The 23708-nt window shown below is 58.9% G+C and carries 28 protein-coding genes; 11 read left to right on the top strand and 17 right to left on the bottom strand.

Annotated features, from left to right (window positions below):
- The 5 genes from pheS to FY152_13700 all read right to left on the bottom strand — a co-directional run bounded on the left by pheS (window position 1) and on the right by FY152_13700 (window position 3508).
- The gene (gene pheS, locus FY152_13720; GenBank protein ID UXS33102.1) at window positions 1–1083 is read right to left on the bottom strand and encodes a phenylalanine--tRNA ligase subunit alpha; all 1083 of its coding nucleotides are present in this window, start codon (window positions 1081–1083) and stop codon (window positions 1–3) included.
- On the bottom strand, window positions 1076–1954 hold the full coding sequence (locus FY152_13715; GenBank protein UXS33101.1) for a serine/threonine protein phosphatase: 879 nt from the start codon (window positions 1952–1954) through the stop codon (window positions 1076–1078). The genes pheS and FY152_13715 overlap by 8 nt, the downstream gene beginning before the upstream one ends.
- Before the next feature lie 177 nt (window positions 1955–2131).
- Window positions 2132–2536 carry a 50S ribosomal protein L20 gene (gene rplT / locus FY152_13710; GenBank protein UXS33100.1) on the bottom strand — a complete coding sequence of 135 codons (405 nt, stop codon included), beginning with the start codon at window positions 2534–2536 and terminating at the stop codon, window positions 2132–2134.
- Window positions 2537–2576: 40 nt separating this feature from the next.
- Complete coding sequence (rpmI, locus tag FY152_13705; GenBank protein ID UXS33099.1) at window positions 2577–2780, bottom strand: 50S ribosomal protein L35; 204 nt, start codon at window positions 2778–2780, stop codon at window positions 2577–2579.
- Window positions 2781–2971: 191 nt separating this feature from the next.
- Window positions 2972–3508, bottom strand: a complete 537-nt coding sequence (locus FY152_13700; protein UXS33289.1) for a translation initiation factor IF-3 — start codon at window positions 3506–3508, stop codon at window positions 2972–2974.
- Between the two features lie 187 nt (window positions 3509–3695).
- On the opposite strand from FY152_13700, the gene FY152_13695 reads away from it, so the two are divergent.
- Together FY152_13695 and FY152_13690 are read left to right on the top strand one after the other, a co-directional pair.
- Window positions 3696–4484 (top strand): alpha/beta hydrolase, encoded by a 789-nt coding sequence (locus tag FY152_13695; protein UXS33098.1) that lies wholly within the window; start codon window positions 3696–3698, stop codon window positions 4482–4484.
- Between the two features lie 119 nt (window positions 4485–4603).
- Complete coding sequence (locus FY152_13690; GenBank protein ID UXS33097.1) at window positions 4604–5218, top strand: transglutaminase-like cysteine peptidase; 615 nt, start codon at window positions 4604–4606, stop codon at window positions 5216–5218.
- A gap of 162 nt (window positions 5219–5380) precedes the next feature.
- On the opposite strand, the gene FY152_13685 is transcribed toward FY152_13690, so the two are convergent.
- Window positions 5381–6364 carry a rubrerythrin family protein gene (locus FY152_13685; protein UXS33096.1) on the bottom strand — a complete coding sequence of 328 codons (984 nt, stop codon included), beginning with the start codon at window positions 6362–6364 and terminating at the stop codon, window positions 5381–5383.
- A gap of 140 nt (window positions 6365–6504) precedes the next feature.
- Between FY152_13685 and FY152_13680 the strand changes: the two genes are divergently transcribed.
- Both FY152_13680 and FY152_13675 read left to right on the top strand, forming a co-directional pair.
- Window positions 6505–6978 (top strand): truncated hemoglobin, encoded by a 474-nt coding sequence (locus FY152_13680; GenBank protein ID UXS33095.1) that lies wholly within the window; start codon window positions 6505–6507, stop codon window positions 6976–6978.
- A 188-nt stretch (window positions 6979–7166) separates the two neighbouring features.
- The gene (locus FY152_13675) at window positions 7167–8270 is read left to right on the top strand and encodes a TRAP transporter substrate-binding protein (protein ID UXS33094.1); all 1104 of its coding nucleotides are present in this window, start codon (window positions 7167–7169) and stop codon (window positions 8268–8270) included.
- Between the two features lie 7 nt (window positions 8271–8277).
- On the opposite strand, the gene FY152_13670 is transcribed toward FY152_13675, so the two are convergent.
- Window positions 8278–9372, bottom strand: coding sequence for a helix-turn-helix transcriptional regulator (locus FY152_13670; GenBank protein UXS33093.1), 1095 nt, complete (start codon window positions 9370–9372; stop codon window positions 8278–8280).
- Window positions 9373–9517: 145 nt separating this feature from the next.
- Between FY152_13670 and FY152_13665 the strand changes: the two genes are divergently transcribed.
- Entirely contained in the window at window positions 9518–10591 is a 1074-nt protein-coding gene (locus tag FY152_13665) for a dienelactone hydrolase (GenBank protein ID UXS33092.1), read from the top strand.
- A gap of 18 nt (window positions 10592–10609) precedes the next feature.
- Here FY152_13665 and FY152_13660 read toward each other — a convergent pair whose 3' ends face one another.
- The 3 genes from FY152_13660 to FY152_13650 form a co-directional block, all read right to left on the bottom strand.
- On the bottom strand, window positions 10610–11128 hold the full coding sequence (locus FY152_13660; protein UXS33091.1) for a GNAT family N-acetyltransferase: 519 nt from the start codon (window positions 11126–11128) through the stop codon (window positions 10610–10612).
- A 20-nt stretch (window positions 11129–11148) separates the two neighbouring features.
- Window positions 11149–11730 (bottom strand): XRE family transcriptional regulator, encoded by a 582-nt coding sequence (locus FY152_13655; protein UXS33090.1) that lies wholly within the window; start codon window positions 11728–11730, stop codon window positions 11149–11151.
- A 97-nt stretch (window positions 11731–11827) separates the two neighbouring features.
- Window positions 11828–12229: an isopropylmalate/homocitrate/citramalate synthase gene (locus FY152_13650; GenBank protein UXS33089.1), complete on the bottom strand. Its 402-nt coding sequence runs from the start codon at window positions 12227–12229 to the stop codon at window positions 11828–11830.
- 73 nt (window positions 12230–12302) lie between these two features.
- Between FY152_13650 and FY152_13645 the strand changes: the two genes are divergently transcribed.
- From FY152_13645 to lepA, 3 genes are all read left to right on the top strand, one after another.
- Complete coding sequence (locus tag FY152_13645) at window positions 12303–12911, top strand: GNAT family N-acetyltransferase (GenBank protein ID UXS33088.1); 609 nt, start codon at window positions 12303–12305, stop codon at window positions 12909–12911.
- Entirely contained in the window at window positions 12908–13777 is an 870-nt protein-coding gene (locus FY152_13640; GenBank protein ID UXS33087.1) for a carbon-nitrogen hydrolase family protein, read from the top strand. Before FY152_13645 ends, FY152_13640 begins: the two co-directional genes overlap by 4 nt.
- 61 nt (window positions 13778–13838) lie before the next feature.
- Window positions 13839–15677 carry an elongation factor 4 gene (gene lepA, locus FY152_13635; protein UXS33288.1) on the top strand — a complete coding sequence of 613 codons (1839 nt, stop codon included), beginning with the start codon at window positions 13839–13841 and terminating at the stop codon, window positions 15675–15677.
- A 68-nt stretch (window positions 15678–15745) separates the two neighbouring features.
- On the opposite strand, the gene FY152_13630 is transcribed toward lepA, so the two are convergent.
- Window positions 15746–16153, bottom strand: a complete 408-nt coding sequence (locus FY152_13630) for a DUF2000 family protein (protein ID UXS33086.1) — start codon at window positions 16151–16153, stop codon at window positions 15746–15748.
- A gap of 94 nt (window positions 16154–16247) precedes the next feature.
- On the opposite strand from FY152_13630, the gene FY152_13625 reads away from it, so the two are divergent.
- The gene (locus FY152_13625) at window positions 16248–17030 is read left to right on the top strand and encodes an AraC family transcriptional regulator (GenBank protein UXS33085.1); all 783 of its coding nucleotides are present in this window, start codon (window positions 16248–16250) and stop codon (window positions 17028–17030) included.
- On the opposite strand, the gene FY152_13620 is transcribed toward FY152_13625, so the two are convergent.
- On the bottom strand, window positions 17031–17918 hold the full coding sequence (locus tag FY152_13620) for an NAD(P)/FAD-dependent oxidoreductase (GenBank protein UXS33084.1): 888 nt from the start codon (window positions 17916–17918) through the stop codon (window positions 17031–17033).
- A gap of 155 nt (window positions 17919–18073) precedes the next feature.
- Here FY152_13620 and FY152_13615 point away from each other — a divergent pair, with 155 nt between their 5' ends.
- Window positions 18074–18532 (top strand): Rrf2 family transcriptional regulator, encoded by a 459-nt coding sequence (locus FY152_13615; GenBank protein UXS33083.1) that lies wholly within the window; start codon window positions 18074–18076, stop codon window positions 18530–18532.
- Window positions 18533–18594: 62 nt separating this feature from the next.
- Here the strand turns inward: FY152_13615 and FY152_13610 are convergent, their stop codons facing one another.
- Both FY152_13610 and FY152_13605 read right to left on the bottom strand, forming a co-directional pair.
- The gene (locus FY152_13610) at window positions 18595–18912 is read right to left on the bottom strand and encodes a hypothetical protein (GenBank protein ID UXS33082.1); all 318 of its coding nucleotides are present in this window, start codon (window positions 18910–18912) and stop codon (window positions 18595–18597) included.
- A gap of 93 nt (window positions 18913–19005) precedes the next feature.
- A complete protein-coding gene (locus tag FY152_13605) occupies window positions 19006–20394 on the bottom strand; it encodes a PLP-dependent aminotransferase family protein (protein ID UXS33287.1) in 1389 nt (462 codons plus the stop codon).
- A gap of 118 nt (window positions 20395–20512) precedes the next feature.
- Here FY152_13605 and FY152_13600 point away from each other — a divergent pair, with 118 nt between their 5' ends.
- Window positions 20513–21388 (top strand): DMT family transporter, encoded by an 876-nt coding sequence (locus FY152_13600; GenBank protein ID UXS33081.1) that lies wholly within the window; start codon window positions 20513–20515, stop codon window positions 21386–21388.
- A gap of 12 nt (window positions 21389–21400) precedes the next feature.
- On the opposite strand, the gene FY152_13595 is transcribed toward FY152_13600, so the two are convergent.
- The 3 genes from FY152_13595 to FY152_13585 all read right to left on the bottom strand — a co-directional run bounded on the left by FY152_13595 (window position 21401) and on the right by FY152_13585 (window position 23659).
- Window positions 21401–22510 (bottom strand): glycosyl hydrolase, encoded by a 1110-nt coding sequence (locus FY152_13595; protein UXS33080.1) that lies wholly within the window; start codon window positions 22508–22510, stop codon window positions 21401–21403.
- A gap of 177 nt (window positions 22511–22687) precedes the next feature.
- A complete protein-coding gene (locus FY152_13590; GenBank protein UXS33079.1) occupies window positions 22688–22876 on the bottom strand; it encodes a YegP family protein in 189 nt (62 codons plus the stop codon).
- 84 nt (window positions 22877–22960) lie between these two features.
- The gene (locus tag FY152_13585; protein ID UXS33078.1) at window positions 22961–23659 is read right to left on the bottom strand and encodes a type 1 glutamine amidotransferase; all 699 of its coding nucleotides are present in this window, start codon (window positions 23657–23659) and stop codon (window positions 22961–22963) included.
- Window positions 23660–23708 lie beyond the last annotated feature (49 nt).

The raw sequence follows: 23708 nt of genomic DNA, 5'->3' as shown, positions 1-23708 counted from the left end.
TCAGTTACTCAAACCGCCGAACAGCGTCGGAATGTCGAGCGGGCGGAAGCCGTAGTGGTTCATCCAGCGGACATCGGCGTTGAAGAAATCCCGCAGGTCCGGCATGCCGTATTTCAGCATGGCGATGCGGTCGAGGCCCATGCCCCAGGCAAAGCCCTGATATTCATCGGGGTCCAGCCCGCCGGCGCGCAGCACATTCGGGTGCACCATGCCGCAGCCGAGGATTTCCATCCAGTCGTTGCCTTCACCGAACTTGACGATGGGGCCGGAACGATCACACTGGATATCCACCTCGAAGCTCGGCTCCGTGAAGGGGAAGAAGGACGGGCGGAAGCGCATGACGACACTGTCGACCTCGAAGAAGGTCTTGCAGAATTCTTCCAGAATCCAGCGCAGATTGCCGACATGCGCCTTCTTGTCGATGACAAGGCCTTCGACCTGATGGAACATCGGCGAGTGGGTGGCGTCGGAATCCTGACGGTAGGTCTTGCCGGGAATGACGATGCGGATCGGGGGCTTCTGGCTTTCCATGGTGCGGATCTGCACCGGCGAGGTGTGAGTGCGCAGCACCTTGCGCTCGCCGTTTTCATCCGGCTGGAAGAAGAACGTGTCGTGCATCTCGCGGGCCGGATGGCCTTCGGGAAAATTCAGCGCCGTGAAGTTGTAGTAATCGGTCTCGATGTCCGGACCCTCGGCGATCGAGAAACCCATATCCGCGAAGATCGCGGTGATCTCGTCGACGATCTGGCTGATGGGATGAATGCGGCCGCGCTCGGCCGGCGACTGGCGAACCGGCAGGCTGACATCCAGCGTTTCCGCCTTCAGGCGCGCGGCAATGGCGGCATCCTTCAGGCCGTTCTTGCGTTCGCCGATGAGGTCGGTGATTTCGGTCTTCAGCTGGTTGATGGCAGCGCCCCGGGTCTGGCGCTCTTCCGGCGTCATCGATCCCAGCGTCTTCAGAAGTTCTGAAACCGAGCCCTTCTTGCCAAGCGCGGAGACGCGCACGGCTTCGATGGCCGGCTCATCGGCAGCGGCGGCGATCTCCGACATCAGTTGCGATTTCAAGGTATCAAGTTCAGTCATCTTTTCCTGCCTTGCCGGTATTTTTAACAGCGGCTTCGGGGTTCACAGCATTCATCAGATAGTCGGTCGCCATGATAAAGCGTCGCAGATCACTACCCATCCGCACGCGCCCGATCAACCGGGCAACCGGTAAAAAACGCCCCAGAATGCCGGTCAGACGGCACAATTCTTCCAGCGCCCGTGGCGGGGCGTTTTCGCGCCAGCGGGCAAAGGCCGCATCGCAGGTTTTCGGCGCATCGCAGGCCCGGGTCGCGACCTGTAAAAACAGCAGCCAGACATCGCGCGCCTGCGCCGTCTCAAGCGGCATGACCTCCTGCGGGCGCTCCTCGAAATCCATGAAGCCTATGCGCCCATCCTGGATAAAGAAGTCGCGCACATGCGGCCGTCCGTGGCAAAGGCCCGCCGCATGCAACTCGCCGAGCGCTTCGGCGGATTTCACCAGCAAGGCGTCATGCTCCACGGGCGTTGCGACCTTCATCGCGTCCATGCGCTCCATCACGGTCGGGCCGACATCTCCCAGCACGACCGCCGTCAGCGAGGAATAGATGACGGGAGGCACAAGGAAACCCCGCGCCTTGAAGACGTGAAGCGTTTCAAGTTCGCGGCGCATCAGGCCTGCGCCATCAAGCGGCGGAGAAGGTCGCATGAAGGTATAGGGCAGCAGTTTGGCGAGAAATGTCTGCAGCTTTATCCACCAGGACGGCGTTTCCGTGCCCTGACGCTTGATCCAGACGGTCGTTGTGGAAAGCTCGAGTTTCTGCACCCGTCGCTCACTCTTGAGCAGAGCCTGCATCAGGGCCGCGATATCGCCATCTTCAAGATGGACGTGGAAACCCTTCACTTTTTCCGCCTCGCTTGCGGCAACCACCATTTTTACCCCCAGGAATTTGCCGACCGAAACCCGGCCAGATGCTCCACCCTTTTTCTTTGATCCGTATGCACGGTGCTTGCACGCCCTGCAGGAACTGCCGTGGATTCCAAAAATAAAAAACCCGCGCCGGAGAACCGGCGCGGGTTTCAAATGAACAACAGATTGTCCGCGCCGTAATTACTTTACAGCGGTTTCAAACTCGTTGGCCGTACCAGCATCCTTGAGGTACTCAAGCGCCTTCTTCGCTGCTTCAACGAGCGCGCCGAATGCTGCCGGCTCATGGATAGCCATGTCGGACAGAACCTTGCGGTCGACTTCGATGCCAGCCTTGTTCAGACCGTCGATGAAGCGGCCGTAGGTCAGGCCGAATTCGCGAACAGCAGCGTTGATACGCTGGATCCACAGAGCGCGGAAGTTGCGCTTGTTGACCTTGCGGTCGCGGTAAGCGTACTGCTTGGAACGATCCACGGCAGCCTTTGCTGCGCGGATGGTGTTCTTGCGGCGGCCGTAGAAGCCCTTGGCTGCCTTGAGTGTCTTGGTGTGCTTGGCGCGGGAAGTTACGCCACGTTTTACGCGTGCCATGTCATGATCTCCTTAAAGTGTCCAAAAGTGCGGAAAAGTCTCAGAGACCGTTCGGCAGGTAGTTCTTGACGACCTTCTTGCCGTCAGCTTCGGCGAGAACCATGGTTCCACGCGCGTCGCGAATGAACTTGTTGGTACGCTTGATCATGCCGTGGCGCTTACCGGCGGCGGCTGCAACAACCTTGCCGGTAGCGGTGATCTTGAACCGCTTCTTTGCAGCGGACTTCGTCTTCATCTTGGGCATTTTGCTACTCCGTTTTTTGTATCGAAACAGGCAGACGAGGCCTATTTCAAGCTATTCAGGAACGGCCTCGGCATGCCCTGCCGGACCGTTCGGACGCGCGCTTATAACCGCAGTCGGCTAAAAGCGCAACGGGGAATGAGAATTTCCCCTTGCGGTGGGATACGCGCCAGTGATGTGAACGCGTAAAAAGATTATTTCGGGGCGAGAACCATCATCATCTGACGGCCTTCCAGCTTCGGCTCGGCTTCAACCTTGGCAATTGCCTGGGTGTCTTCCTTCACCTGAAGGAGAAGCTTCATGCCAAGTTCCTGGTGGGCCATTTCGCGGCCACGGAACTTCAGCGTTACCTTCACCTTGTCGCCTTCGTCAAAGAACCGGTTCATCGCCTTCATCTTCACGTCATAGTCATGCGTGTCGATGTTGGGGCGCATCTTGATTTCCTTGACCTCAACGATCTTCTGTTTCTTGCGCGCCTCGGCCGCCTTCTTCTGGGTCGAGTATTTCAGCTTGCCGAGATCGAGGATCTTGCATACCGGCGGTTCAGCGTTCGGCGAAATCTCAACGAGATCGAGACCAGCCTCCTCCGCCATCTTCAAAGCCTGATCCGTCGGCATGCTACCGAGGTTCTGGCCTTCTTCATCAATAAGCTGAACTCTGGGAACCCGAATTTCCCGGTTGGAGCGCGGCCCCTCCTTGACGGGGGCATCGGCTTTGAAAGGTCTGCGAATGGTCGTATTCTCCTGATCTGTTTCTGGATCACGTCAGCAAAAAACAGCTTGTTTGGTACAAGCGGCGGAAATGTCGTTATTGCCGTGGCGAAGTCAATAGCATATCTGCCCGAAAAGATCACCTGTTGCCACGGTTTTTGCAAATACGCCGCCGATATTGCACGAAAATCAGGAGAATTGCATATACATGACCGAACAAGCCGCTGAATTCCTGCACGTAGGGGCGGGCGACGATGCCCGCGATATCGCCTTTCTTCATCGCCCGGCGGCTTCGGGCGCGAACACGCCCATGCTGGTCTGGCTGGGCGGCTATCGTTCCGACATGACCGGAACCAAGGCGGTCGAACTCGATCGCTTTGCGGCGGAAAACGGCCTTTCCTGTTTGCGGCTCGATTATTCCGGCCACGGCGCTTCCGGCGGCGACTTCAAGAAGGGCACGATCTCAAGATGGCTGGAAGAAGCGCTTGCCGTGGTGCGGGCGAAGGCGCCATCGCGCGTCATCCTCATCGGCTCTTCAATGGGCGGATGGATTGCACTGCGCATGGTCGAGGAGTTGCGCAAAAGCGGCGACGCGCCATCCGTCGCGGGGCTGGTCCTGATTGCGCCAGCGCCCGATTTCACTGCAGAACTGATAGAGCCGAGCCTGAGCGATGCTGAAAAGGCGTCGCTCGAGGAAAAGGGCTACTTCGAGGAACATTCGGAATACAGCCCCGAGCCCAACATCTTCACCCGTGCGCTCATGGAAGACGGGAAGCAGAACCGGGTCCTCAAGGGCATCATCACGACCGGCTGCCCCGTTCACATCCTGCAGGGCATGCGCGATCCCGATGTTCCCTATCAGCATGCGCTGAAGCTTATGGAACATCTTCCCGCCGATGATGTCGTCCTGACCCTGATCCGTGACGGTGACCACCGGCTTTCCCGGCCCCAGGATATCGACAGAATGCTGGCAGCCGTCAAAGCCCTTGCAATATAGGCATTTGCGCAACGCTCTTAACCATATTCAACGAGTCTTGCGCACCGCCGTTTGCTAGCGATTGACTCAAACCCCCTATCCCTCTTAACTTTTCGTTAAGAATTTAAGGGACGGGTTTCATGATGAACGCACCGCTGGCGCGTGCGCTGCTGTCTGCAGTTGCCGCCGGGCTAATGACTGCTGCTTCCGCCATGGCGGAAACCAAGGGAAGCCCTTCCATGGTGACGGGCGGAATTACATCCCAGCCGATCGGTCATTATGAATTCTGTCAGAAATATGCGGACGAGTGCAATATTCGCAGCAAGATGACGCCGCCGCCGCGCGTCACGGACTATGGCTGGGGTGTTGTTCGCGAAATCAATACCTCCGTCAATGCCACCGTCGTCGCGATGACCGATCAGGAAATCTACGGCAAGGACGAGGTCTGGGAATATCCGACGACCGCCGGCGACTGTGAAGACTTCGTGCTGCTGAAGCGCAAGAAGCTCATCGAGCGCGGTTTCTCCGTCGCCGACCTGCTGATCACCGTTGTGCGCAAACCGGACGGCGAAGGCCATGCCGTGCTGACGCTCAGGACGACCGACGGTGACTACATTCTCGACAATCTCACCGACGACGTGAAGCTCTGGACCGACACCAACTATACCTATCTGAAGCGGCAGGCGTCCTTCAATACGGGCCGCTGGGTCTCCATCGAGGATGGCCGCGACGTTCTGGTTGGCGCATTGCGCTGATCGGCTGGAGAACCTTGCCTCCGTCATCCTCGGGCTTGACCCGAGGATCCACAATTTCAGTGGCTTATGGATTCTCGGGTCAAGCCCGAGAATGACGTCGCGTTTTAGGCAAGGCCGTTATCCGACAAGCCTCGGTCATTATTCTCGCAGCCTTTCCAGCTCTCACCCGTTGCCGATGATGATACCGGCCGCGAGTACCAGCGAGCCGCCAAGCACCACCTGAAACACTGCCCGCAGGAACGGCGTTTCCATGAAGCGGTTCTGAATAAAGGCGATGGCCCAGAGTTCCACGAAAACGACGACGGCAGCAATTGCCGTTGCCGTCCAGAAATGCGGAATGAGATAGGGCAATGCGTGGCCGAGACCACCGATGGCCGTCATAATGCCTGAGGCCAGGCCCCGCTTTACCGGAGAACCGCGGCCAGAAAGCTTGCCGTCATCATGGGCGGCCTCGGTAAAGCCCATGGAGATGCCCGCACCGACAGAGGCCGAGAGGCCGATAAGGAAGGTCTGCCAGGTATCCTGCGTGGCAAAGGCTGCCGCGAAAATCGGCGCGAGCGTCGAGACGGAGCCATCCATAAGCCCCGCAAGGCCCGGCTGAATATAGGTCAGAAGAAATTGCCGTTTTGCGGTTTCCGCCTCTTCGGTCTTGCCGTTTTCATCGAGGTGTTTTTCTTCCAGCATCTGCGCGATGTCTTCGTGACCCCGCTCCGCCTCGGCCAGATCGCCGAGGAGCTTGCGCGTCGAGGCATCGCTGGTGCGCTTGAGAGCCTCATCGTAGAAGCGGATCGCCTGGGCTTCCATCAATTCGGCCTGGGCGCGGATTTTTTCGAGCGACAGGTTCTTCACCAGCCAGTCCGGGGTGCGCTCATAAAAACCACGCACATGTTCGCGGCGGATCAGTGGGATGGTTTCTCCGAAGCGGCGGCGATGCATGTCGATCAGCACGTTTCGATGCTGCTGCTCGACCTCGGCCATATCATCGAAGACTTTTGCGGACTGCGGATATTGTGCACGCAGATGATCGGCATAGGAGCGATAGATACGGGAATCGTCTTCTTCTGAGGAAATGGCGAGCGCGAGGATTTCCTGCTCGCCGAGGGAGGAAAAGGGACGTTTGGACAGGGAAAAAAGACTGCGAAACATGGTTGAAAACCTTTTTAGAATAATTCTAAATACATCCGCATCGCACCGGGATCAAGCCTTCTTAGAATAATTCTAATAAGGCAAAGGGTCGCATTGCAGGCCACATCGCAGCGGGGTAAATTCGCAAAAAAGGAAACACCATGCAGAATGACGTTACGGCCAGAGCCGCCCACAGCGCGGAAATTCAGCACAGGGCGGAAAAAGCCATGGCAGAGATCGGCGTCGATGCCGGTTTCGTTGATCTGCTGGTGGAGACATTCTACGCTCGCGTTCTGCAACACCCGACGCTCGGGCCAGTCTTTGACGCGCGGCTTGCCGGACGCTGGCCGGAACACATGGCCAGGATGAAACAGTTCTGGTCGGCAGTCGCCTTCAAGAATGGCGGTTACGGCGGCAAGCCCGTGCAGGCCCATCTGGGCGTAAAAGATATGACTGCCGAACTTTTCCCCCAATGGCTCGCGCTATTTTCGACCACGCTCGACGATATCGCGCCGAGCAGACAGGCCCATGACTGGTTCATGGAAACGGCCGAACGCATCGCCAGAAGCCTGACGCTTTCGTTATTTTACAACCCCGCGCTGGATGACCCCGCATTAAATCGCGCGCAGCCATAAATACATCTGAGGCATGGTCACAAGAAGGGCGTGATAGGGTGCCAAAGCAACAATCGGCAAGCGTCGCAGAAGAGCGCGCGAGTTTGAAACATTCCCCTTGATGGTAACAAGGATAAATGTTTAGTAGCCAGCGGGAGGCGTACCGTGCGGTTCGCCTGTAATATGCAGACATAGCAGGGCTCATCGACATGGATCGCAGATCATTTATCCGCAAGGCAGGCGCTCTTGGCGCCGGTGTTACCGCAACGGCACTGGCCGCTCCGGCTATCGCGCAGGAAAACCCCAAGATCACCTGGCGCATGACATCGTCCTTCACCAAGGGCCTCGACATTCTTTTCGGCTCCGGCCAGATGGTTGCCGATCATGTCAAGGAAGCTTCTGGCGGAAACTTTGTCATCCAGCATTTCGCTGGCGGCGAAATCGTGCCGGCGCTGCAGGCGGCAGATGCGGTGACGGCCGGGACCGTCGAAATGGCGCATACCTGCGCCTATTATTACGTTGGCAAGGATCCGACCTTCGCGCTCGGAACCTCGGTTCCCTTCGGCCTCAATGCACGCCAGACCAATGCCTGGTTCAATCAGGCCGGCGGCAACGAGTTGCTCAATGAGTTCTTGGCGCAGCACAATATCTACTCGATCCTGCTCGGCAATACCGGTGCCCAGATGGGTGGCTGGTTCCGCAAGGAAATCAACACCATCGATGACCTCAAGGGCCTGAAGATGCGCATTGCCGGCCTGACCGGCCAGGTGATGCAGAAGGTCGGCGTGACACCGCAGCAGATCGCCGGCGGCGATGTCTATGCGGCTCTGGAAAAGGGCACGATTGACGCCACCGAATTCGTCGGCCCCTATGACGACCAGAAGCTCGGCTTCTACAAGGTCGCGAAATATTACTACTACCCGGCATGGTGGGAAGGCGGCCCGGCCGTGCATGCCTTCGTGAACCTGCAGAAGTTCAATGAGTTGCCGGAGAACTACAAGCGCATCCTGAAAGACGCCTGCGCCGCTGGCAGCGCCAGCATGCTGGAACGTTACGACGCCCGCAATCCCAAGGCACTGAAGGAACTCGTGGCGCAGGGCGCCATCCTGCGCCCCTTCAGCCAGGAAATCCTCGATGTCTGCCACAAGGCGGCCCAGGACACCTATGCGGAGATTTCGGCCAAGAACGAAAGCTTCAAGAAGATCTACGAGAGCCAGCAGGCCTTCAAGAAGGACGCCTATCTCTGGGCGCAGATCGCCGAATATACCTATGACACCTACATGATGATCCAGCAGCGCAACGGCACGCTCTGATCCCCCATCATTTTCCGACGATCTTGAGACGGTCATCCGGTATCGGCCGGGTGACCGTTTTGTTTGGCGAGACCAGCTTCCACACTTCACGCTCCCGCCAGTCGACCGGGCTCATGCCGGTGACGCGGCGAAATTCGCGGTTGAAGTTGGACTTGGTCTGGAAGCCGGAGGATAGCATGATCGCCGTCACCGATTGCTCCGTCTCTTCCAGCAGCCGGCAGGCTTCGCGGATGCGCAACTGGTTGACATATTGCGAGACATTGACGCCGAGCGAGCGGTTAATCGCGCCTGATATCTGCCGGCTCGGCAGGCCGAGGCGTCTTGCAAGCCGCGACAGGTTGAGGTTCTCGTCGCGGTAAAGCGCCTGCGTCTCCATCAGCCGGTCAACCCTTGCAACGATATCCCAATCCTGTTCCGATGGCTCCGCCGACGCTGACAATTCCGCGATAGGTTCTATGGCTGTTTGCGGCGCCTTGCTCCTGCCGGCCAGCGCGGCCATGAGGCCAATCAGCAGCAGGCCGAAAAGATTGGCGTTGCTGACCAGCGCTGCAACATTCTGCCCATGCGCCCATTCGAAATCGAAAAACACCAGAAGATCAAACAGGGCAGAAACACAAAGAGCGATGGCAGCGATAATAAGCGCCCGGTGCGCCGAGGTGACGCTGGCAAATTGCGCCTCGTCCAGCCCATCTGGGCCCTTTCTGCCAAGAAGAAGCAGGGCAATGGCGTGGCCGACAAAGATGACAATCAGCGCAAGATCAATCGCCATCGGCCAGGTGAATTCCATGATGACGACGAGCAAAGGCGACAGGACGAGGTTGGCGAGCATCGCTATCCTGCTCTCGGCCGCCACTCTCATCAGCCCACGAAAAGCGATGTAGACGAGCGGCGGCAGGCAGGCGGCGAGGACCGGCAAAACATAACGCGTTTCGCTGACGCCATACCCCCAGCGCAGGCCGACAAGGACAGATTGCACGGCACAAAGCGTGATCAGCGTCAGAAAGGCCCGATTGGTTCGCACATCGTCTCCGCCTCGCAAGAAAACGATGAACATGACAACCAGCAGAAGCGCCACGACGAAAGGCAGCGGAATGAACAGCACGAATGAATATCCCCGGAACAACGGCCTATATCGCCAATTCATGGACCAGATCGCGTTTCGGGACGACCTTTAACACGATCAAGGACGCAAAAAACATGTCGCGGCGCAGATTGAACCCCGTTCTTTCCAACCGCACGAGGTTTTCATGCGCCCTATCACCACCATCACGACCATCCTGTTTTCAGCTCTCGTCACCCAGCCTGTTCTTGCAGGCGAGGCTGTCGGCGTCAGCGAAACCACCATCCATTCGCCAGCACGCGGCAAGGACCTTGCCGTCACAATCTGGTACCCATCCGACGGAAAGGGCACGCAGACGCTTTCCGGCGATGACCGGATTTTTCAGGGCACGCCAATGGTCAAGGATGGCGCCGTGAAACCGGGGCGCCTGCCGCTTGTGCTTCTATCCCACGGCTCGGGTTCACGAGTGTCCGGCATGGCGTGGATAGCCGCAAGACTTGCGAGCGAAGGTTTCATTGTGGCGGGAGCCAACCACCCCGGCACGACTAGCGGCGATTCCACACCCGCCGACACGCCGAAAATCTGGGAGCGAAAGGACGATCTCTCCACGATTGTCACTGTTCTAACGGCGAAGGGCAAATGGTCGAGCGCGATTGACGCGCAAAGGATTGGCGTGCTCGGCTTTTCGCTCGGCGGTAGCGCGGCGATGGAGATTTCGGGTGCGCGCGCCGATCTCGATGCCTATGCGCGCTATTGCAAAGACTATTCCACGATGATGGATTGCCAATGGTTCGCCGGTGGCCGGGGTTACCTCAATGACGAGGCGGTCGACGTGCCGAAGCTCGATCTCAGAACCCTCGACAAGGCCCGTTTCGAGCAGCAGAACCGCGATCCCCGCATCCGTTCCGCAGTGCTGGTTGATCCCGGTCTGGCGCTCGCCTTTCAGCCTGATAGCCTGAAGCAGATCGATATTCCGCTGACCTTCATCAATCTGGGCAGCAGGGGCAAAATTCCGCCCGCCGTGCTTGCGGATAAACTCGCGGACGAAGTGCCCGGCGCGACCTATCAGCAGGTAGATGAGGCCAATCATTTCAGCTTCCTGCCGCTGTGCAAACCGGGTGCCGACGCCTTTCTCAAATCCGTCGGCGAGCGCGATCCGATCTGCGAACCGGCCGGACCACGGGACCGTGCGGATATTCACGCACAATTGGAGACGATGATCGCTGCCGCCTTCAACCGCACGCTTAAGCCGGGTCAGTAAGGCGGCAGACTGAGAGGCCTAGCCGATCCGCTTGTAAAACAGGGTCGTGCCGCAAAAGCGTCCATCCGGAAACAAAGCGTAATCGGGGATGACGCCGACCCGCTCCCAGCCGAGGCGAGGATAAATCGCCTCGGCGTCGCTGCCCGTGGCCGTATCCAGCACCAAAAGGGTACGACCACGTTTCGCCGCCTCCTCTTCCACCTTTTGCATGAGTTTGCGGGCAAGCCCGAGGCCCCGCGCGGACGGGTGCACGAGGAGCTTCATCAGATCGCCGCGATGCGGCTGGTTGGGTTTGGAGGCAAGGCCGACCTGAACAGTGCCCACCACCCTGCCATCCACCTCCGCCACCACGTGAATGGTGCTGCCCTCGCCTGCCGCTTCTGCAACGGCCTGCCAGAAAGGCTGCGCATCCTGCGGCGAAAAAGGCAACATGAAACCGACGGATGCGCCGCCGTTCACACAGGCAGCCAGAACCTCACAGAGTTCGGGCAAGACATCGATGGTCTCTTGCCCGTTCAACACGCGGATGGTGGTCATATGAACTCCTGTCGGGAAAATCAGCGCTGTCTTTGATCCAGTACGACGGCATAACGGGCGGGTTTTTCGGTAGGATTGTGGAAAACATGCCCCTCGCCAACCGGCATGAAAAGGCAATCGCCGGGTTCCAGCCGGTGAACGTCTCCGCCGCTCGTCATTTCCAGCACACCTTCGAAAAGCCAGACATATTGCGTCATCCCCCGGCTCGCCGCATGCGGAGGGAAACCCACGCGCGCACCAGCCGGAAATTCGACTTCAACGATATCGACATCGGATCCCACACGCGGCGGGGAAATGGCGCGGCGGACATAACCGGTCTCCGGATCTTTCCAGAGCTGCTGATCACGCTTTTTCATGAGCGGGGAAACAGCCTCTTCGTTTTCGGCGAAGAAACCGGAGAGCGAAAGGCCAAGGGCTGCGCAGATGCGGGCCAGCAGCGAGGCCGTGGGGCTCGCCTCACCACGCTCGATCCGGGAAATCATGGCGCGACTGACGCCGGATTCGGACGCAAGCCGGTCCAGCGTCAGGCCGTTTTCAGCCCGCAATGTTTTGATCCGCTCCCCGATAGAGCGTTCAAGAATATGATCTTCGTTTTCCATCATATGAGAATTGCACTCTCATATGATGGAGTCAATATCCATGACAGTGGAAATTGATCATCGTGTTTGCCGCCGGTTGTTTGGCAGCAAAATGCGTGTCTCAGGCGCCAACCTGGGCAATCCAGTCGTTCAGATTATAGTAGTTCGTTACTCGACTAACTTTCCCGTCCTTGAGATCAAAGAAGGCACCGGCTGGCAGGACGTATTTCTGGCCATCGGCTTCGGGCAAACCTTCATCGGTTGCGAGATATTCGCCGTTCACGATGAATTCCGCGGAAGCACGCTTGCCGTCGTCGCTCGCCATGATCACCATGTCGGTGAGATTTTCCTTATAGCAGCGGTTCATGTGGTCCATGAAGGAGGCGAAAGCGGCCTTGCCGGTCTGGCGCTCGCCCTGATTGATGTCATGCACCACCTCATCGTGAAGAAGGGCCAGAAAGGCATCCATGTCCTGACGGTTGAAGGCATCGTAGTAAGCGCGGATGGTCTCTGTGGCGGTCATCGTCTTCTCCGTTCAATGCTTGCGCGGGTTTTCCATGACGGTATAACCAGTGCAACCGAAAGTGAAAATGCCCATGACCGTCGAAATCAAGTCTCTTTCCGGCATCGACGCCGTCCCCTATTTCGATGACCTGGCGCGGCTGCGGATCGAAGTATTCCGCGCCTTTCCCTATCTCTATGATGGCTCGCTGGACTATGAGCGCAACTATCTCGCGACCTATGCCGATACGGACGGCGCGGTTTTCGTTCTGGCGCTCGATGGCGGCAAAGTGGTCGGCATGTCGACCGGCATGCCGATGGTGTCGGAGACCGAAGAGGTAAAGACGCCTTTCGTCAAAGCGGGTTACGATCCGGACCGGATATTCTACTTCGGTGAAAGCGTGCTGCTGCCCGGCTATCGCGGCCATGGCGTCGGCGTGCGCTTCTTCGAGGAACGGGAGGCGCATGCAAGGCGGCTCGGCTTCGAGCGGTGCACTTTCTGTGCGGTGGAGCGGCCCGCAGACCATCCACGCCGGCCGGCGGACTACGTTCCGCTGAACGCCTTCTGGGAAAAGCGCGGTTATCGCCATCACCCGGAACTGCGCACCAGTTTCACATGGCAGGACCTCGACGAAAGCGCCGAAAGCCCGAAACCCCTGTCCTTCTGGATGAAGAACATCGCCGCAGGAGACGGAAACAGATGACCCGAGTTGCCGCCAGCCAATATGCCATCGAACTGATCGAGACATGGGAGGCTTACGCCGCACATCTTTCCGCCATTGTCCGCGAGGCGAAGGAAAAGGGTGCCGAGCTGCTGCTTTTGCCGGAATATTCGGCGATGACGCTGACCGGGCAATTGCCGCCAGATATCCGGGCCGATCTGCATCGTTCCATTGAAGAACTTCAACGACTGATCCCCTCCTGGGTGGAGCTTTGCGAGGAACTGGCGCGGCAACATCAAATCCTCTTCCAGCCGGGTAGCGCGCCGGTGAAGGACCCCGACGGCAAGTTCCGCAACCGCGCATGGCTGTTCGGCCCGGATGGGCTGATCGGTTATCAGGACAAGCAGATCATGACCCGTTTCGAGCGGGAGCAATGGAACATTGATGCCGGCATCGAGGGTCTGAAAGCCTTCGCGACGCCAATCGGCAGGCTCGGCATTCTCATCTGCTACGACAACGAGTTTCCGATGCTGGGCCGCAGGCTGGCGGAGCTGGGCGTCGAACTCGTTCTCGCCCCCAGCTGCACCGACACGCTGGCGGGCGCTTACCGGGTGCGGATTGGCGCGCAGGCACGGGCGCTGGAAAATCAATATGCCGTTCTTTCCGCCCCCACGGCGGGGGAGGCCCCATGGTCTCCCGCCGTCGATGAGAATCGCGGCCGCGCCGCCCTTTACGTGCCGTCCGACTACGGCATGCCCGCATCCGGTATCGTCGCGGAAAGCGAAAGCGATGCGGTGACACAGAGCACGCTTCTGATTGCCGATATCGATCTTGCCGCCGTCGCAAGGCTCCGAACCGAAGGACAGGTGGCCACCCGCCGCGACTGGCCGGAGCAATTTGCGATCTGAAAAGCCCATTTTAAAAGGCTTTTAACCAAATTCCCGCTTTGCGGTGTGACAAGCCCCTGCTATAGCGCGGGACATGAGCACAAATTCGACCCGCACGCCCCTGGACCATATCCGCAACTTCTCGATCGTTGCCCACATCGATCACGGCAAATCGACGCTGGCCGACCGGTTGATCCAGTCGACGGGCGGCCTTGCCGAACGCGACATGTCGGAACAGGTTCTCGATTCGATGGATATCGAACGCGAGCGCGGCATCACCATCAAGGCCCAGACCGTGCGCCTGCATTACAAGGCGAATAACGGCGAGACCTATGTGCTGAACCTCATCGACACCCCCGGCCACGTCGACTTTGCCTATGAAGTGTCCCGCTCGCTTTCGGCCTGTGAAGGTTCGCTGCTGGTGGTGGACGCATCGCAGGGCGTGGAAGCCCAGACGCTCGCCAACGTCTATCAGGCGATCGACAACGATCACGAGCTGGTCACGGTACTGAACAAGATCGACCTGCCGGCGGCCGAGCCCGACCGCATCAAGGAACAGATCGAAGAAGTGATCGGCATCGATGCTTCTGACGCCGTGATGATTTCCGCTAAGACCGGTCTTGGCATTCCCGATGTTCTGGAAGCCATCGTCCACCGTCTGCCGCCGCCGAAGAGCGAAGTCGGCGAAAACGGACCGCTGAAAGCCCTGCTGGTCGATAGCTGGTACGACACCTATCTCGGCGTCATGGTTCTCGTGCGCGTCATCGACGGTGTGCTGAGCAAGGGCCAGCAGATCCGCATGATGGGTTCCGGCGCGAAATACGGCATCGAGCGCGTTGGCGTGCTGACCCCGAAGATGGTCAATGTCGACAGCCTCGGCCCCGGCGAGATCGGTTTCATCACCGCCTCAATCAAGGAAGTCGCCGATACGCGTGTTGGCGACACCATCACCGACGACAAGCGCCCGACGGCGCAGGCCCTGCCCGGCTTCAAGCCGGCGCAGCCCGTGGTATTCTGCGGCCTCTTCCCGGTCGACGCGGCCGACTTCGAAGATTTGCGCGCGGCGGTGGGCAAGCTTCGCCTCAACGACGCCTCCTTCTCCTTTGAAATGGAATCCTCCGCCGCCCTCGGCTTCGGTTTCCGCTGCGGCTTCCTCGGCCTGCTGCATCTCGAGATCATTCAGGAACGCCTCGAGCGCGAGTTCAATCTCGATCTCGTCGCCACGGCGCCTTCGGTTGTCTATGAAATGACACTGACGGATGGCACGGAGAAGGAACTTCACAACCCGGCCGACATGCCTGACGTTGTGAAGATCAAGGAAATCCGCGAGCCGTGGATCAAGGCGACGATCCTGACGCCGGACGAATATCTCGGCGGCATCCTGAAACTCTGTCAGGACCGGCGCGGCCTGCAGACGGAGCTGACCTATGTCGGCAACCGCGCGATGATCACCTATGAATTGCCGCTCAACGAAGTGGTGTTCGATTTCTACGACCGGCTGAAATCCATCTCCAAGGGTTACGCCTCGTTCGACTACAACATCATCGACTATCGCGAAGGCGATCTCGTCAAGATGTCGATCCTCGTCAACGGCGATCCGGTGGATGCGCTGTCGATGCTGGTGCACCGCTCGGCGGCCGACCGGCGCGGACGCGGCATGTGCGAAAAGCTGAAGGAACTCATTCCGCCGCACATGTTCCAGATCCCGATCCAGGCAGCCATCGGCGGCAAGGTCATCGCCCGCGAAACCGTACGCGCGCTGCGCAAGGACGTGACGGCGAAATGCTATGGCGGCGATGCGACGCGCAAACGCAAGCTTCTGGACAAGCAGAAGGAAGGCAAGAAGCGCATGCGCCAGTTCGGCAAGGTGGAAATTCCGCAGGAAGCCTTCATCGCCGCCTTGAAGATGAACGACGAATAAGCGGCTCCATCGCATTGTTTTTTACAAGGGAGGCTTTCGGCCTCCCTTTTTGTTTGGCGACACGATTCTCAATCGTGTAACTTCGCGCCTTTGGTGATCTTGTCGACGATCTTCTTATCCGCCCTCAGCGCCATGCCGACCACTCTGGCGTTGTCAGGAGAAAACTCCAAGAATACCTGACGGTTGGCGACATCGTGCCCGGTGGAGAACATTTCTTCGATATAGAGCGACGTCGTAACATCGCGTTCGAGGGATCGCTGATGGATTTTACGCAGCGCCTCCTGATCCGTGGCCATGACGACAACGGGCTGGACGGACAGGGGATTATAGACGTTGCCCGCCCCGTCGCGGTATGGTTCTCCGATGATTTCTCCGGTCTGGGCGACAATACCGGACATAAGGAATGCGGTGACGTTCAGTTTTTGCCACACGGCAAGGTCATCGCGAAGGATGATGGCGATCTTGGTATCAAACATGCGAACTCAATCTGGCTGTGGTTTTGAGAGAGAAGCGATCATAAAGCCCCAGGGCGTCAGTGATCTTGAACGTTCGTGCAGATTCGAGGGGATCGTGCAGGCACCTTCCAGCGAGGGCATCGAGCGTATCGAAGCGCGTTTTCATGGCAATGCCTATGCGCCGCATCGCCATGACACCTATGCGCTGGGTGTCACGCTTGCCGGCGTCCAGACTTTTTCCTATCGCGGCACATCGCATTTCAGCACGCCCGGAAAGGTGATCGTGCTTCATCCGGATGAAATTCACGACGGCGGCGCGGGCACCGATGAAGGTCTGCGCTACCGCATGCTCTACCTTCCGCCGGAAAAAACGAGCGAGGCGACGACCGGCTTGCGCTCACTGCCCTTTGCAAAAAATCCGGTCATCGAGGACGATGAGTTCCGGCAATGCCTGACAGAGGCTCTCGCCAATCTCGAAGGGGAGCCGGACAATCTGCTATTGATTGACTGGCAATCGAGACTGGCGGATTTGCTTTGGAAACATTCAAACGGAGGCGCGACAACCATCAAGCGGCCTGACCGGATCGCCGTTTTTCGTTGCCGGGACTATCTGCTTGAAAACAGCGCCACCGCCGTGGGTTCGGAGGAGCTGGAGCAAATAAGCGGGCTTGATCGCTTTACCCTCTTTCGGCACTTCCGTTGCCTGTTAGGCACGAGCCCGCACCGCTATCTCATCATGCGGCGGCTGCAAAAATGCAAGGGCATGATGCGGGCGGGTGCGGGTCTTGCGGAGACGGCATTTGCCTGCGGCTTTGCGGATCAGGCGCATTTTACCCGCCACTTCAAAAATGCTTACGGCATTCCTCCGGGGCGCTGGCTGAGCCTTGTTTCGCACTGATCACTCCGGGAACATGATCGACCTGTGAGCCGCAGTCCCTGCCATTGCGCCGTCGCCCACAGAAAGGGCGACCGAGCCGGCAGGCCTTGCCACATCGCCGCAGGCGAAGACGCCGCGGGCCGTGGTCTGTTTCATAGCGTCCGTCACGATGCTCGATCCCATCGGGCCTTCTTCCACCGTGCAGCCGAGCTTTTCGATCCAGCCGGCGGGAATTTTCAAGCTCGGTTGAGTGAAAAGGCCAGCCAATGCGATGCTGCGTCCGTCCGCGAGAACGACATCGGCATGTCCTGCGATTTCCTTGATGCGGTCCTTTTCCACTCGCACCCGGCGCGCCGACAACAGTGCATTCTGTTCCGCATCAGGTGCGAAGGCACCATTGGTAAAAAAGGTCGTCTCACCCCAGTCCGGCAGCATCAGCGCATGGTGGATGGCAAGCGGCGAGGCCGCGATGACGCCGATCTTGCCCTGGTTCAGTTCGTACCCATGGCAATAGGGGCAATGGAAGACGGTGCTGCCCCAGCGCTCTTTCAGCCCAATTATATCAGGCAACTCGTCGGTAACGCCCATGGCAAGGATAAGGCGGGCTGCCCTCTCGCGACGGTCGCCATCGATCTCGACGACGAAATCGTCAAAGACCCCTGCGGCATCCGTCACCCTGCCCTGTAACCAATCTATCGTCGGATAGCGCTCGATCTGATGGCGCGCCTCGGCGATGATTTCTCCCGGAGCCTTGCCATCCTGTCCGAGAAACCCGTGGGAATGGCTGGCGAAGCGGTTTCTTCGCTCGCCTGCATCCACCACCAGGATGTTTTTTCTGGCGCGGCCGAGCTGCAAGGCGGCGGAGAGGCCGGCATAGCTGCCGCCAATGATGATGACGTCGTATTTCATGATGCACCTATCGTTTCAAAGCCGAGCCGGAAGCGCTCGCTCGATTTCACGATACTTATATTGTTACGTGATTTTTGGAGTCAATAGTCATGCAACTTATATTGTTACGTCATTCTAAAACTGGTAGCGTCGCGCAAAACAGGCGGGCTTCAGCAATGAGACACGACACGCGCCTCTCACGGGTGCTGCATATTCTGATCCATATGGAAAAACATGAGGGCGCCGCGACCTCCGAGAGTATCGCCGCCATGCTTCAGACCAATCCGGTGGTGGTGCGCAGAACCATGGCGGGCCTTCGGGAGCACGGTTACGTTTCCTCTGAAAAGGGTCATGGCGGCGGCTGGGTGCTGGCGCGGCCGCTCAGCGAAATCACGCTGCTCGATATCTATCGGGCACTTGGCACTCCCGAACTCTTCTCAATCGGTCTGGCCGGCGACAATCCCAACTGTGTCATCGAGCAGGCCGTCAATGCAGCGCTTTTCGATGCCATGAGGGAGGCGGAGACAATTCTTCTCTCCCGGTTTGGAAGTATTACGCTTTCAGCGCTCGCCGAAGAATCGATCGCCCGCTGGTCCAGGCTTTCCAATCACCCCTCCGCCATGGAGCAGCTTTGAGCCTTATCGCAATGAAAACCGCCTGCCGATAGGCAGGCGGTTTTATCAGATCATTAAAGCCGTTACGGCTGGGTCTGCGTGCCGCCGGTATTCGGGCTGGCCGGTGCCGTGTTGTTGGCAGGCGGCGTTGCCGGGGTCGTCGGTGTCATGGGGGCCGGCGCCTGATCCGTTACTGCGGGCGGCGTGGTCGAGGATGTCGTTGCCGGATCTGTTGTCGGGCCACTCATCTGCGACCAAGCGAAGACGCCGACCAGAACAACAACGATAATCGCCAACCACGGCATCCAGGACGGAGACGTGCGGACACGCGGATCATTGCTGATATTCACTTCCGGACGAAGATCACGGTCCGGGCGCGGGTTGTTGGGATCGAATGTCATGGTATTCCTCCTCTTCATTCTGAGGAGAAAACGGCGTTCACGGGATTTTGTTCCGATTTGTGGCAACATGCCTGGAAACGGCACTGTTCGCCCTTATCGGAGAGCTTGCGCCAGCGTTGCCAGAACCTGCGGATCAGCCATTTGCGACACGTTGAAACGCATGAAACCGGATGCGTTCTGCGAGGAGCTGAAAACATTGCCGGGGGCCAGCACCACCTGCTGCGCAAGCGCCCGGCGCGCCACATCGGCGGCATCGACGCCTTCCGGCAGGCGGCACCACAAAAACATGCCCGCCTGCGGCTCGATCCAGGGCACGCATCCAATCGACTTCAAACGCGCCGATACCTCCGGCACCGCCGCGGCGAGACGTCGCCTGAGAGCCTCGACATGCTTGCGATAACTGCCATCCGTCAAAAGCGACAGGACCAGCGCCGCCGAAAAATGCGCCCCACCAAAAGCGGTGGCAATCTTGAGATCGGTCAAGGCTTCCACCCAAGCCACAGGCGCCGCGATGAAACCGCACCGGACGGATGCGGACAGCGTTTTCGAAAAACTGCCGATCTGAACCACACGGTTCAGACCATCGAAAGCGGCGAGCCTTGGTGCCGCTTGCGTTTCGAAATCGGCAAAAATATCGTCTTCGATGATGGTCAGCCCCGCCTGTTCGGCCAGCATCAGCAGGCGATGGGCGGAAACCGCGGAAAGTCTGGCGCCTGTCGGATTATGGATAGCCGAATTGGTAATATAAAGACGCGGCGCGTGCTCTTTCAGCGCCTGCTCGAATAACGGCAAATCCGGCCCCGTCGGTGTATAGGGCACCCCGACGATCTTCACCCGATGCGCCCGCAACAGGGCGTGGAAATTGAAATAACAGGGATCATCAACAATCACCGTATCTCCCGGCTGCAGCAGGAAACGGCACAGAAGATCGATCGCCTGCGTGCCGGAATCGGTGAGCATGATCTGGCTGACGCCCGCCTGCACACCATGTTCGGCAAGCCTGCGCGATAAAAGCTGGCGCAGGGGTAACAGCCCCATCGGGCTCGCATAGTCCGTCAGCAACACGGCATCTGCCCGGGCAAGCCCTCTCATCGCCCGCCTCAGCGCCTCTTGCGGCATCCATGATGCGGGAAGCCAGCCGCAACCGGGCTTGGCAAGAGCCGCCCCCTCGTCCAGCGCCTGCCGCGACACCCATAGCGGATCCACCGCCCTGTCCAGCTGCGGCTCGATATCGGCCAGAGACAGGGGCGCAAGTGGACCTGCCACAAAAAAACCGGAGCCCGGGCGAGAGCTTATGGTGCCATCCGCCACAAGTCGGTCATAGGCCTCGACAACGGTGGAGGTGGAGAGCTGCATGGCCTTTGCCAGCGCCCTGACAGACGGCAATCTGCCCCCCGGGACGAGGCTGCGCGAGGCGATGCGTTGCCGCACATTTGCCATCACCTTTTCTATGCGCGTGCCCGCAACAACCTGCCCGTCCACAATTTCCTCCAGCCGTACCGCCTGGACCACCATAACAGTTTCTTGAAATTGTACATGATTGTCGCTGTTGTCACCAGCTGTTCCGGATCAAGAAAGGCAGGAGATACAGGAGACAATCATGGACAAGACGACAAGCGGCTGGCTGAGCGGCCTTATCGGGGTGGTGATATTCAGCGGTTCCCTGCCCGCCACACGCGTCGCGGTAACGGGTTTTGACCCGGTGTTCCTGACCGTCGCCCGCGCCACCATTGCCGGACTTCTGGCGCTCGCTTTGCTTTTTCTGTTCAAGCAAAAACGGCCGGTGCGCGATGATCTGACATCGCTTTTCATCGTGTCCTTCGGCGTGGTGGTGGGTTTTCCGCTTTTGACTGCATTGGCGCTGCGGCATGTGACATCCGCGCACTCCATCGTCTTCGTCGGATTGTTGCCACTCGCCACCGCGATTTTTGCCGTGTTGCGCGGTGGAGAGCGACCTCGCCCTGTCTTCTGGTTGTTCTCCTGCCTGGGCAGCGCTCTGGTGGCGGGTTATTCATTGTGGAATTCGCTTGCCGCCGGGATTGGGGGCTCTCTTGCCGGCGATCTTCTGATGCTGGGCGCAATTGTCGTCTGCGGGCTTGGTTACGCCGAAGGTGCAGCCCTTTCCCGCAAACTGGGTGGCTGGCAGGTTATCTCCTGGGCGCTGGTTCTATCCCTGCCCGTAATGCTGCCACTCAGCTTTTTCACAGGGCCGGAAACCCTTGCCGGCATCGATCCGCAGGCCTGGGGCGGCCTTGCCTATGTCTCGCTGTTCAGCATGCTGATCGGCTTTATCTTCTGGTATCGCGGGCTGGCGCTGGGCGGCATCGCCGCCGTGGGCCAGTTGCAATTGCTGCAGCCGTTCTTCGGGCTGGTGCTCGCGGCAACTCTGCTGCACGAGGATGTCAGCCCGGCAATGGTCGGCATCACGCTTGTGGTGGTGCTGTGCGTTGCAGGCGCCAGAAAATTCGCACGCTGACGTCCGTCGTCCTCAGCTCGAGCGGCGGTCCACCCAGCGATGCCAGGCATCCTCGCTGCCGTTGAAGACGTTGAGGTCGATGCGGCCATCGACGCCGTGCGACAGGCCGGAGCCGGAATATTGCCAGAACAGCCACTTGCGGCCCGGATAAACAACGGACGGGTGCTGCGCCACGGCACGAAGCCAGAAGGGATAATCCTGGAACTCGCCGGTCAGATTGTCCTTATAGAAATCAGGGGCCGTGTAGATGATCGGCCGCTGCCCGTAGTGGCGCTCCAGCTTGTCCATGAATACGCGCATCTTTTCCAGAACGCGTTCGCGGGAATGGCGCATCTTGCAGCTCGATTCGCCGTTATATTCCACGTCGATGACAGGCGGTAGCGCATCGGGATCGCGCGGAACATTGCGAATGAACCAGTCTGCCTGCTCGCTGGCAGAACGGCACCAATAGAAGAAGTGATAGGCGCCACGGCGGATGCCGGCTTCCTTTGAACGCTGCCAGTTGGTGCGGAACATCGGATCGAGATGATCGCCGCCATCCGTCGCCTTGATGAACGCGAAATTGGCGCCGCGCGTGCGCAGTTGCGGCCAATTTATATTGGCCTGCCAGCGGGATACATCCACCCCATGGACCTGGAAATGGCGCGGCTGGACCCTGCCGAAATTGATCGGTTTTGCATCGCTGAAGCTAGAGCGGAAGATGCGCGAGCGAATCTGGGCGCCAGCGCCGGCCGCCGGGGCTGCAGCCATGGCCAATTGTACCGGGCGCTCCATCTGGTTGATCGTGGGGCGCTCCGCCGGCCGCACCATTCCGGCCTGAGACGGGGCAGGCAAACGGATTTCAGGTGCATTCTGCGACAGGGGTGCTTTGGGTGTGACAGCGGAAAAGGCTCTTGGCTCTTCAGGCACCGGCCCACCCCATGCCAGGACCTCCTGCCTTGGCTGGGCGGCGATGGCCTGGGTGCCGACGCTCGCCTGCGGCACCGGCGCGGACGGTGTGACCGAACTCGTCGTTTCCTTCGAGGGCAAACCGGCCATCAGGCTTTCCGGCCCGGAACTGGACGTACAGCCACCAAGCAGAAGGCAACCGAAGAGAAGTGCTGGCACAGCCGATGAACGCATGAGAACCCGTACGCAAAACAATCGGGGGCACTCTGACGCCGCCCGGAGACCTCGAAATACAATTGCTAACGGAAGATTATCAAAAAAGACTGAATCTTATCTTTACGCCGGCACCTGCCAATGCGCCCGTCAATTCTGGCAGGCCGAAAGCAGGGAGGTCTCACAAAACGGGTCTGTTCAGGCGGTCATTGTCGTCAGATCGACGGTATTGGCGCCGGGGGAATTTTTCTTGATCGACTCAATTGCGTGAATGGCCGATGCCTTCGCCTTGTATCCTTCGGATGAAAACATCGTTTCCCCGTTGGATGCCTTGAAGCGAAAGCGATATTCCCCGGCCTTGTCCTGATAGATTTCGAATTTATACATGACGTTACGCCCCGTTTGCGAATGATGATGGACGGCGGCAATTCTGAGCGGCCTCCGTTCTTTTCGCAACCGATAATTGCTCCGTCAGATGAGGCCTACCCAGGCACGGGCAATTTCCAGACCGGCCGCGTCGGCCGTATCTGCGTGCTGGCCTCGATGGTCACGGTAATTTTCAAGCCAGCCGGGCGCCATTTTCTCGATGGAAGCCGGGAATGACTGGCACCATCCATCGACCACGGAGGTCGATGCCTCGAAATGAAATTGCGTGCCATAGGCGGCCCGGCCGATACGAAAGGCCTGATTTCGCGTCGCATCATTGGTGGCAAGCCGTGTCGCCTCGGGCGGAAGGGTGAATGTATCGCAATGCCACTGGAAAATGGAGAATGTCTTTTTGAGCCCTGCCAATAGAGGATCGGACATGCCCTCCTCCGTGAGCGATACGTCTTCCCAGCCGAATTCGGGCGGCCCGGCCAGAATATTCTCTCCCCCATAGGCGCGCGCCAGCAACTGGCTGCCAAGGCAGACGCCCATCACGGCCTTGTTCGCATCGCCAAAGGCTTTCATCAGAAGCGCAAGTTCCGGAAGATAGGGGTAAAGTGTATCATCAAGGGCGTTCTGCTCGCCGCCCAGAACGATAAGTGCATCATGATCATGCGCACCGGCAGGAAGAGGCTCACCCGCATAGGCGTGGATGACATGTACATCTGCCTTTACCTCTTGCAGAGCGACGCCGAGTTGGCCATGCGGCGTGCCCGCCATGTTTTCGATAATTGCAACGCGCATGGGGCCTCTTTCGACAAAGGTGGGTTCAATCGGCGCAGATAACCGAGTG

Source organism: Agrobacterium tumefaciens (assembly GCA_025560025.1).
Lineage (GTDB): Bacteria > Pseudomonadota > Alphaproteobacteria > Rhizobiales > Rhizobiaceae > Agrobacterium.
Note: the sequence above shows the minus strand (reverse complement) of the source record. Positions and strands in the feature narration are given on the sequence as shown.

Bases quoted from the DNA above. Each gene is read 5' to 3' on its own strand.
- FY152_13585 (UXS33078.1), bottom strand. From the start codon at position 23,659: ATGCGCGTTGCAATTATCGAAAACATGGCGGGCACGCCGCATGGCCAA.
- FY152_13590 (UXS33079.1), bottom strand. From the start codon at position 22,876: ATGTATAAATTCGAAATCTATCAGGACAAGGCCGGGGAATATCGCTTT.
- FY152_13680 (UXS33095.1), top strand. From the start codon at position 6,505: ATGCAGAATGACGTTACGGCCAGAGCCGCCCACAGCGCGGAAATTCAG.
- FY152_13655 (UXS33090.1), bottom strand. From the start codon at position 11,730: ATGATGGAAAACGAAGATCATATTCTTGAACGCTCTATCGGGGAGCGG.
- FY152_13610 (UXS33082.1), bottom strand. From the start codon at position 18,912: ATGACATTCGATCCCAACAACCCGCGCCCGGACCGTGATCTTCGTCCG.
- rplT (UXS33100.1), bottom strand. From the start codon at position 2,536: ATGGCACGCGTAAAACGTGGCGTAACTTCCCGCGCCAAGCACACCAAG.
- FY152_13600 (UXS33081.1), top strand. From the start codon at position 20,513: ATGGACAAGACGACAAGCGGCTGGCTGAGCGGCCTTATCGGGGTGGTG.
- FY152_13640 (UXS33087.1), top strand. From the start codon at position 12,908: ATGACCCGAGTTGCCGCCAGCCAATATGCCATCGAACTGATCGAGACA.
- FY152_13615 (UXS33083.1), top strand. From the start codon at position 18,074: ATGAGACACGACACGCGCCTCTCACGGGTGCTGCATATTCTGATCCAT.
- FY152_13690 (UXS33097.1), top strand. From the start codon at position 4,604: ATGATGAACGCACCGCTGGCGCGTGCGCTGCTGTCTGCAGTTGCCGCC.
- FY152_13675 (UXS33094.1), top strand. From the start codon at position 7,167: ATGGATCGCAGATCATTTATCCGCAAGGCAGGCGCTCTTGGCGCCGGT.
- FY152_13650 (UXS33089.1), bottom strand. From the start codon at position 12,229: ATGACCGCCACAGAGACCATCCGCGCTTACTACGATGCCTTCAACCGT.
- FY152_13660 (UXS33091.1), bottom strand. From the start codon at position 11,128: ATGACCACCATCCGCGTGTTGAACGGGCAAGAGACCATCGATGTCTTG.
- FY152_13665 (UXS33092.1), top strand. From the start codon at position 9,518: ATGCGCCCTATCACCACCATCACGACCATCCTGTTTTCAGCTCTCGTC.
- FY152_13685 (UXS33096.1), bottom strand. From the start codon at position 6,364: ATGTTTCGCAGTCTTTTTTCCCTGTCCAAACGTCCCTTTTCCTCCCTC.
- FY152_13695 (UXS33098.1), top strand. From the start codon at position 3,696: ATGACCGAACAAGCCGCTGAATTCCTGCACGTAGGGGCGGGCGACGAT.
- FY152_13630 (UXS33086.1), bottom strand. From the start codon at position 16,153: ATGTTTGATACCAAGATCGCCATCATCCTTCGCGATGACCTTGCCGTG.
- FY152_13645 (UXS33088.1), top strand. From the start codon at position 12,303: ATGACCGTCGAAATCAAGTCTCTTTCCGGCATCGACGCCGTCCCCTAT.
- pheS (UXS33102.1), bottom strand. From the start codon at position 1,083: ATGACTGAACTTGATACCTTGAAATCGCAACTGATGTCGGAGATCGCC.
- FY152_13715 (UXS33101.1), bottom strand. From the start codon at position 1,954: ATGGTGGTTGCCGCAAGCGAGGCGGAAAAAGTGAAGGGTTTCCACGTC.
- rpmI (UXS33099.1), bottom strand. From the start codon at position 2,780: ATGCCCAAGATGAAGACGAAGTCCGCTGCAAAGAAGCGGTTCAAGATC.
- FY152_13595 (UXS33080.1), bottom strand. From the start codon at position 22,510: ATGCGTTCATCGGCTGTGCCAGCACTTCTCTTCGGTTGCCTTCTGCTT.
- FY152_13620 (UXS33084.1), bottom strand. From the start codon at position 17,918: ATGAAATACGACGTCATCATCATTGGCGGCAGCTATGCCGGCCTCTCC.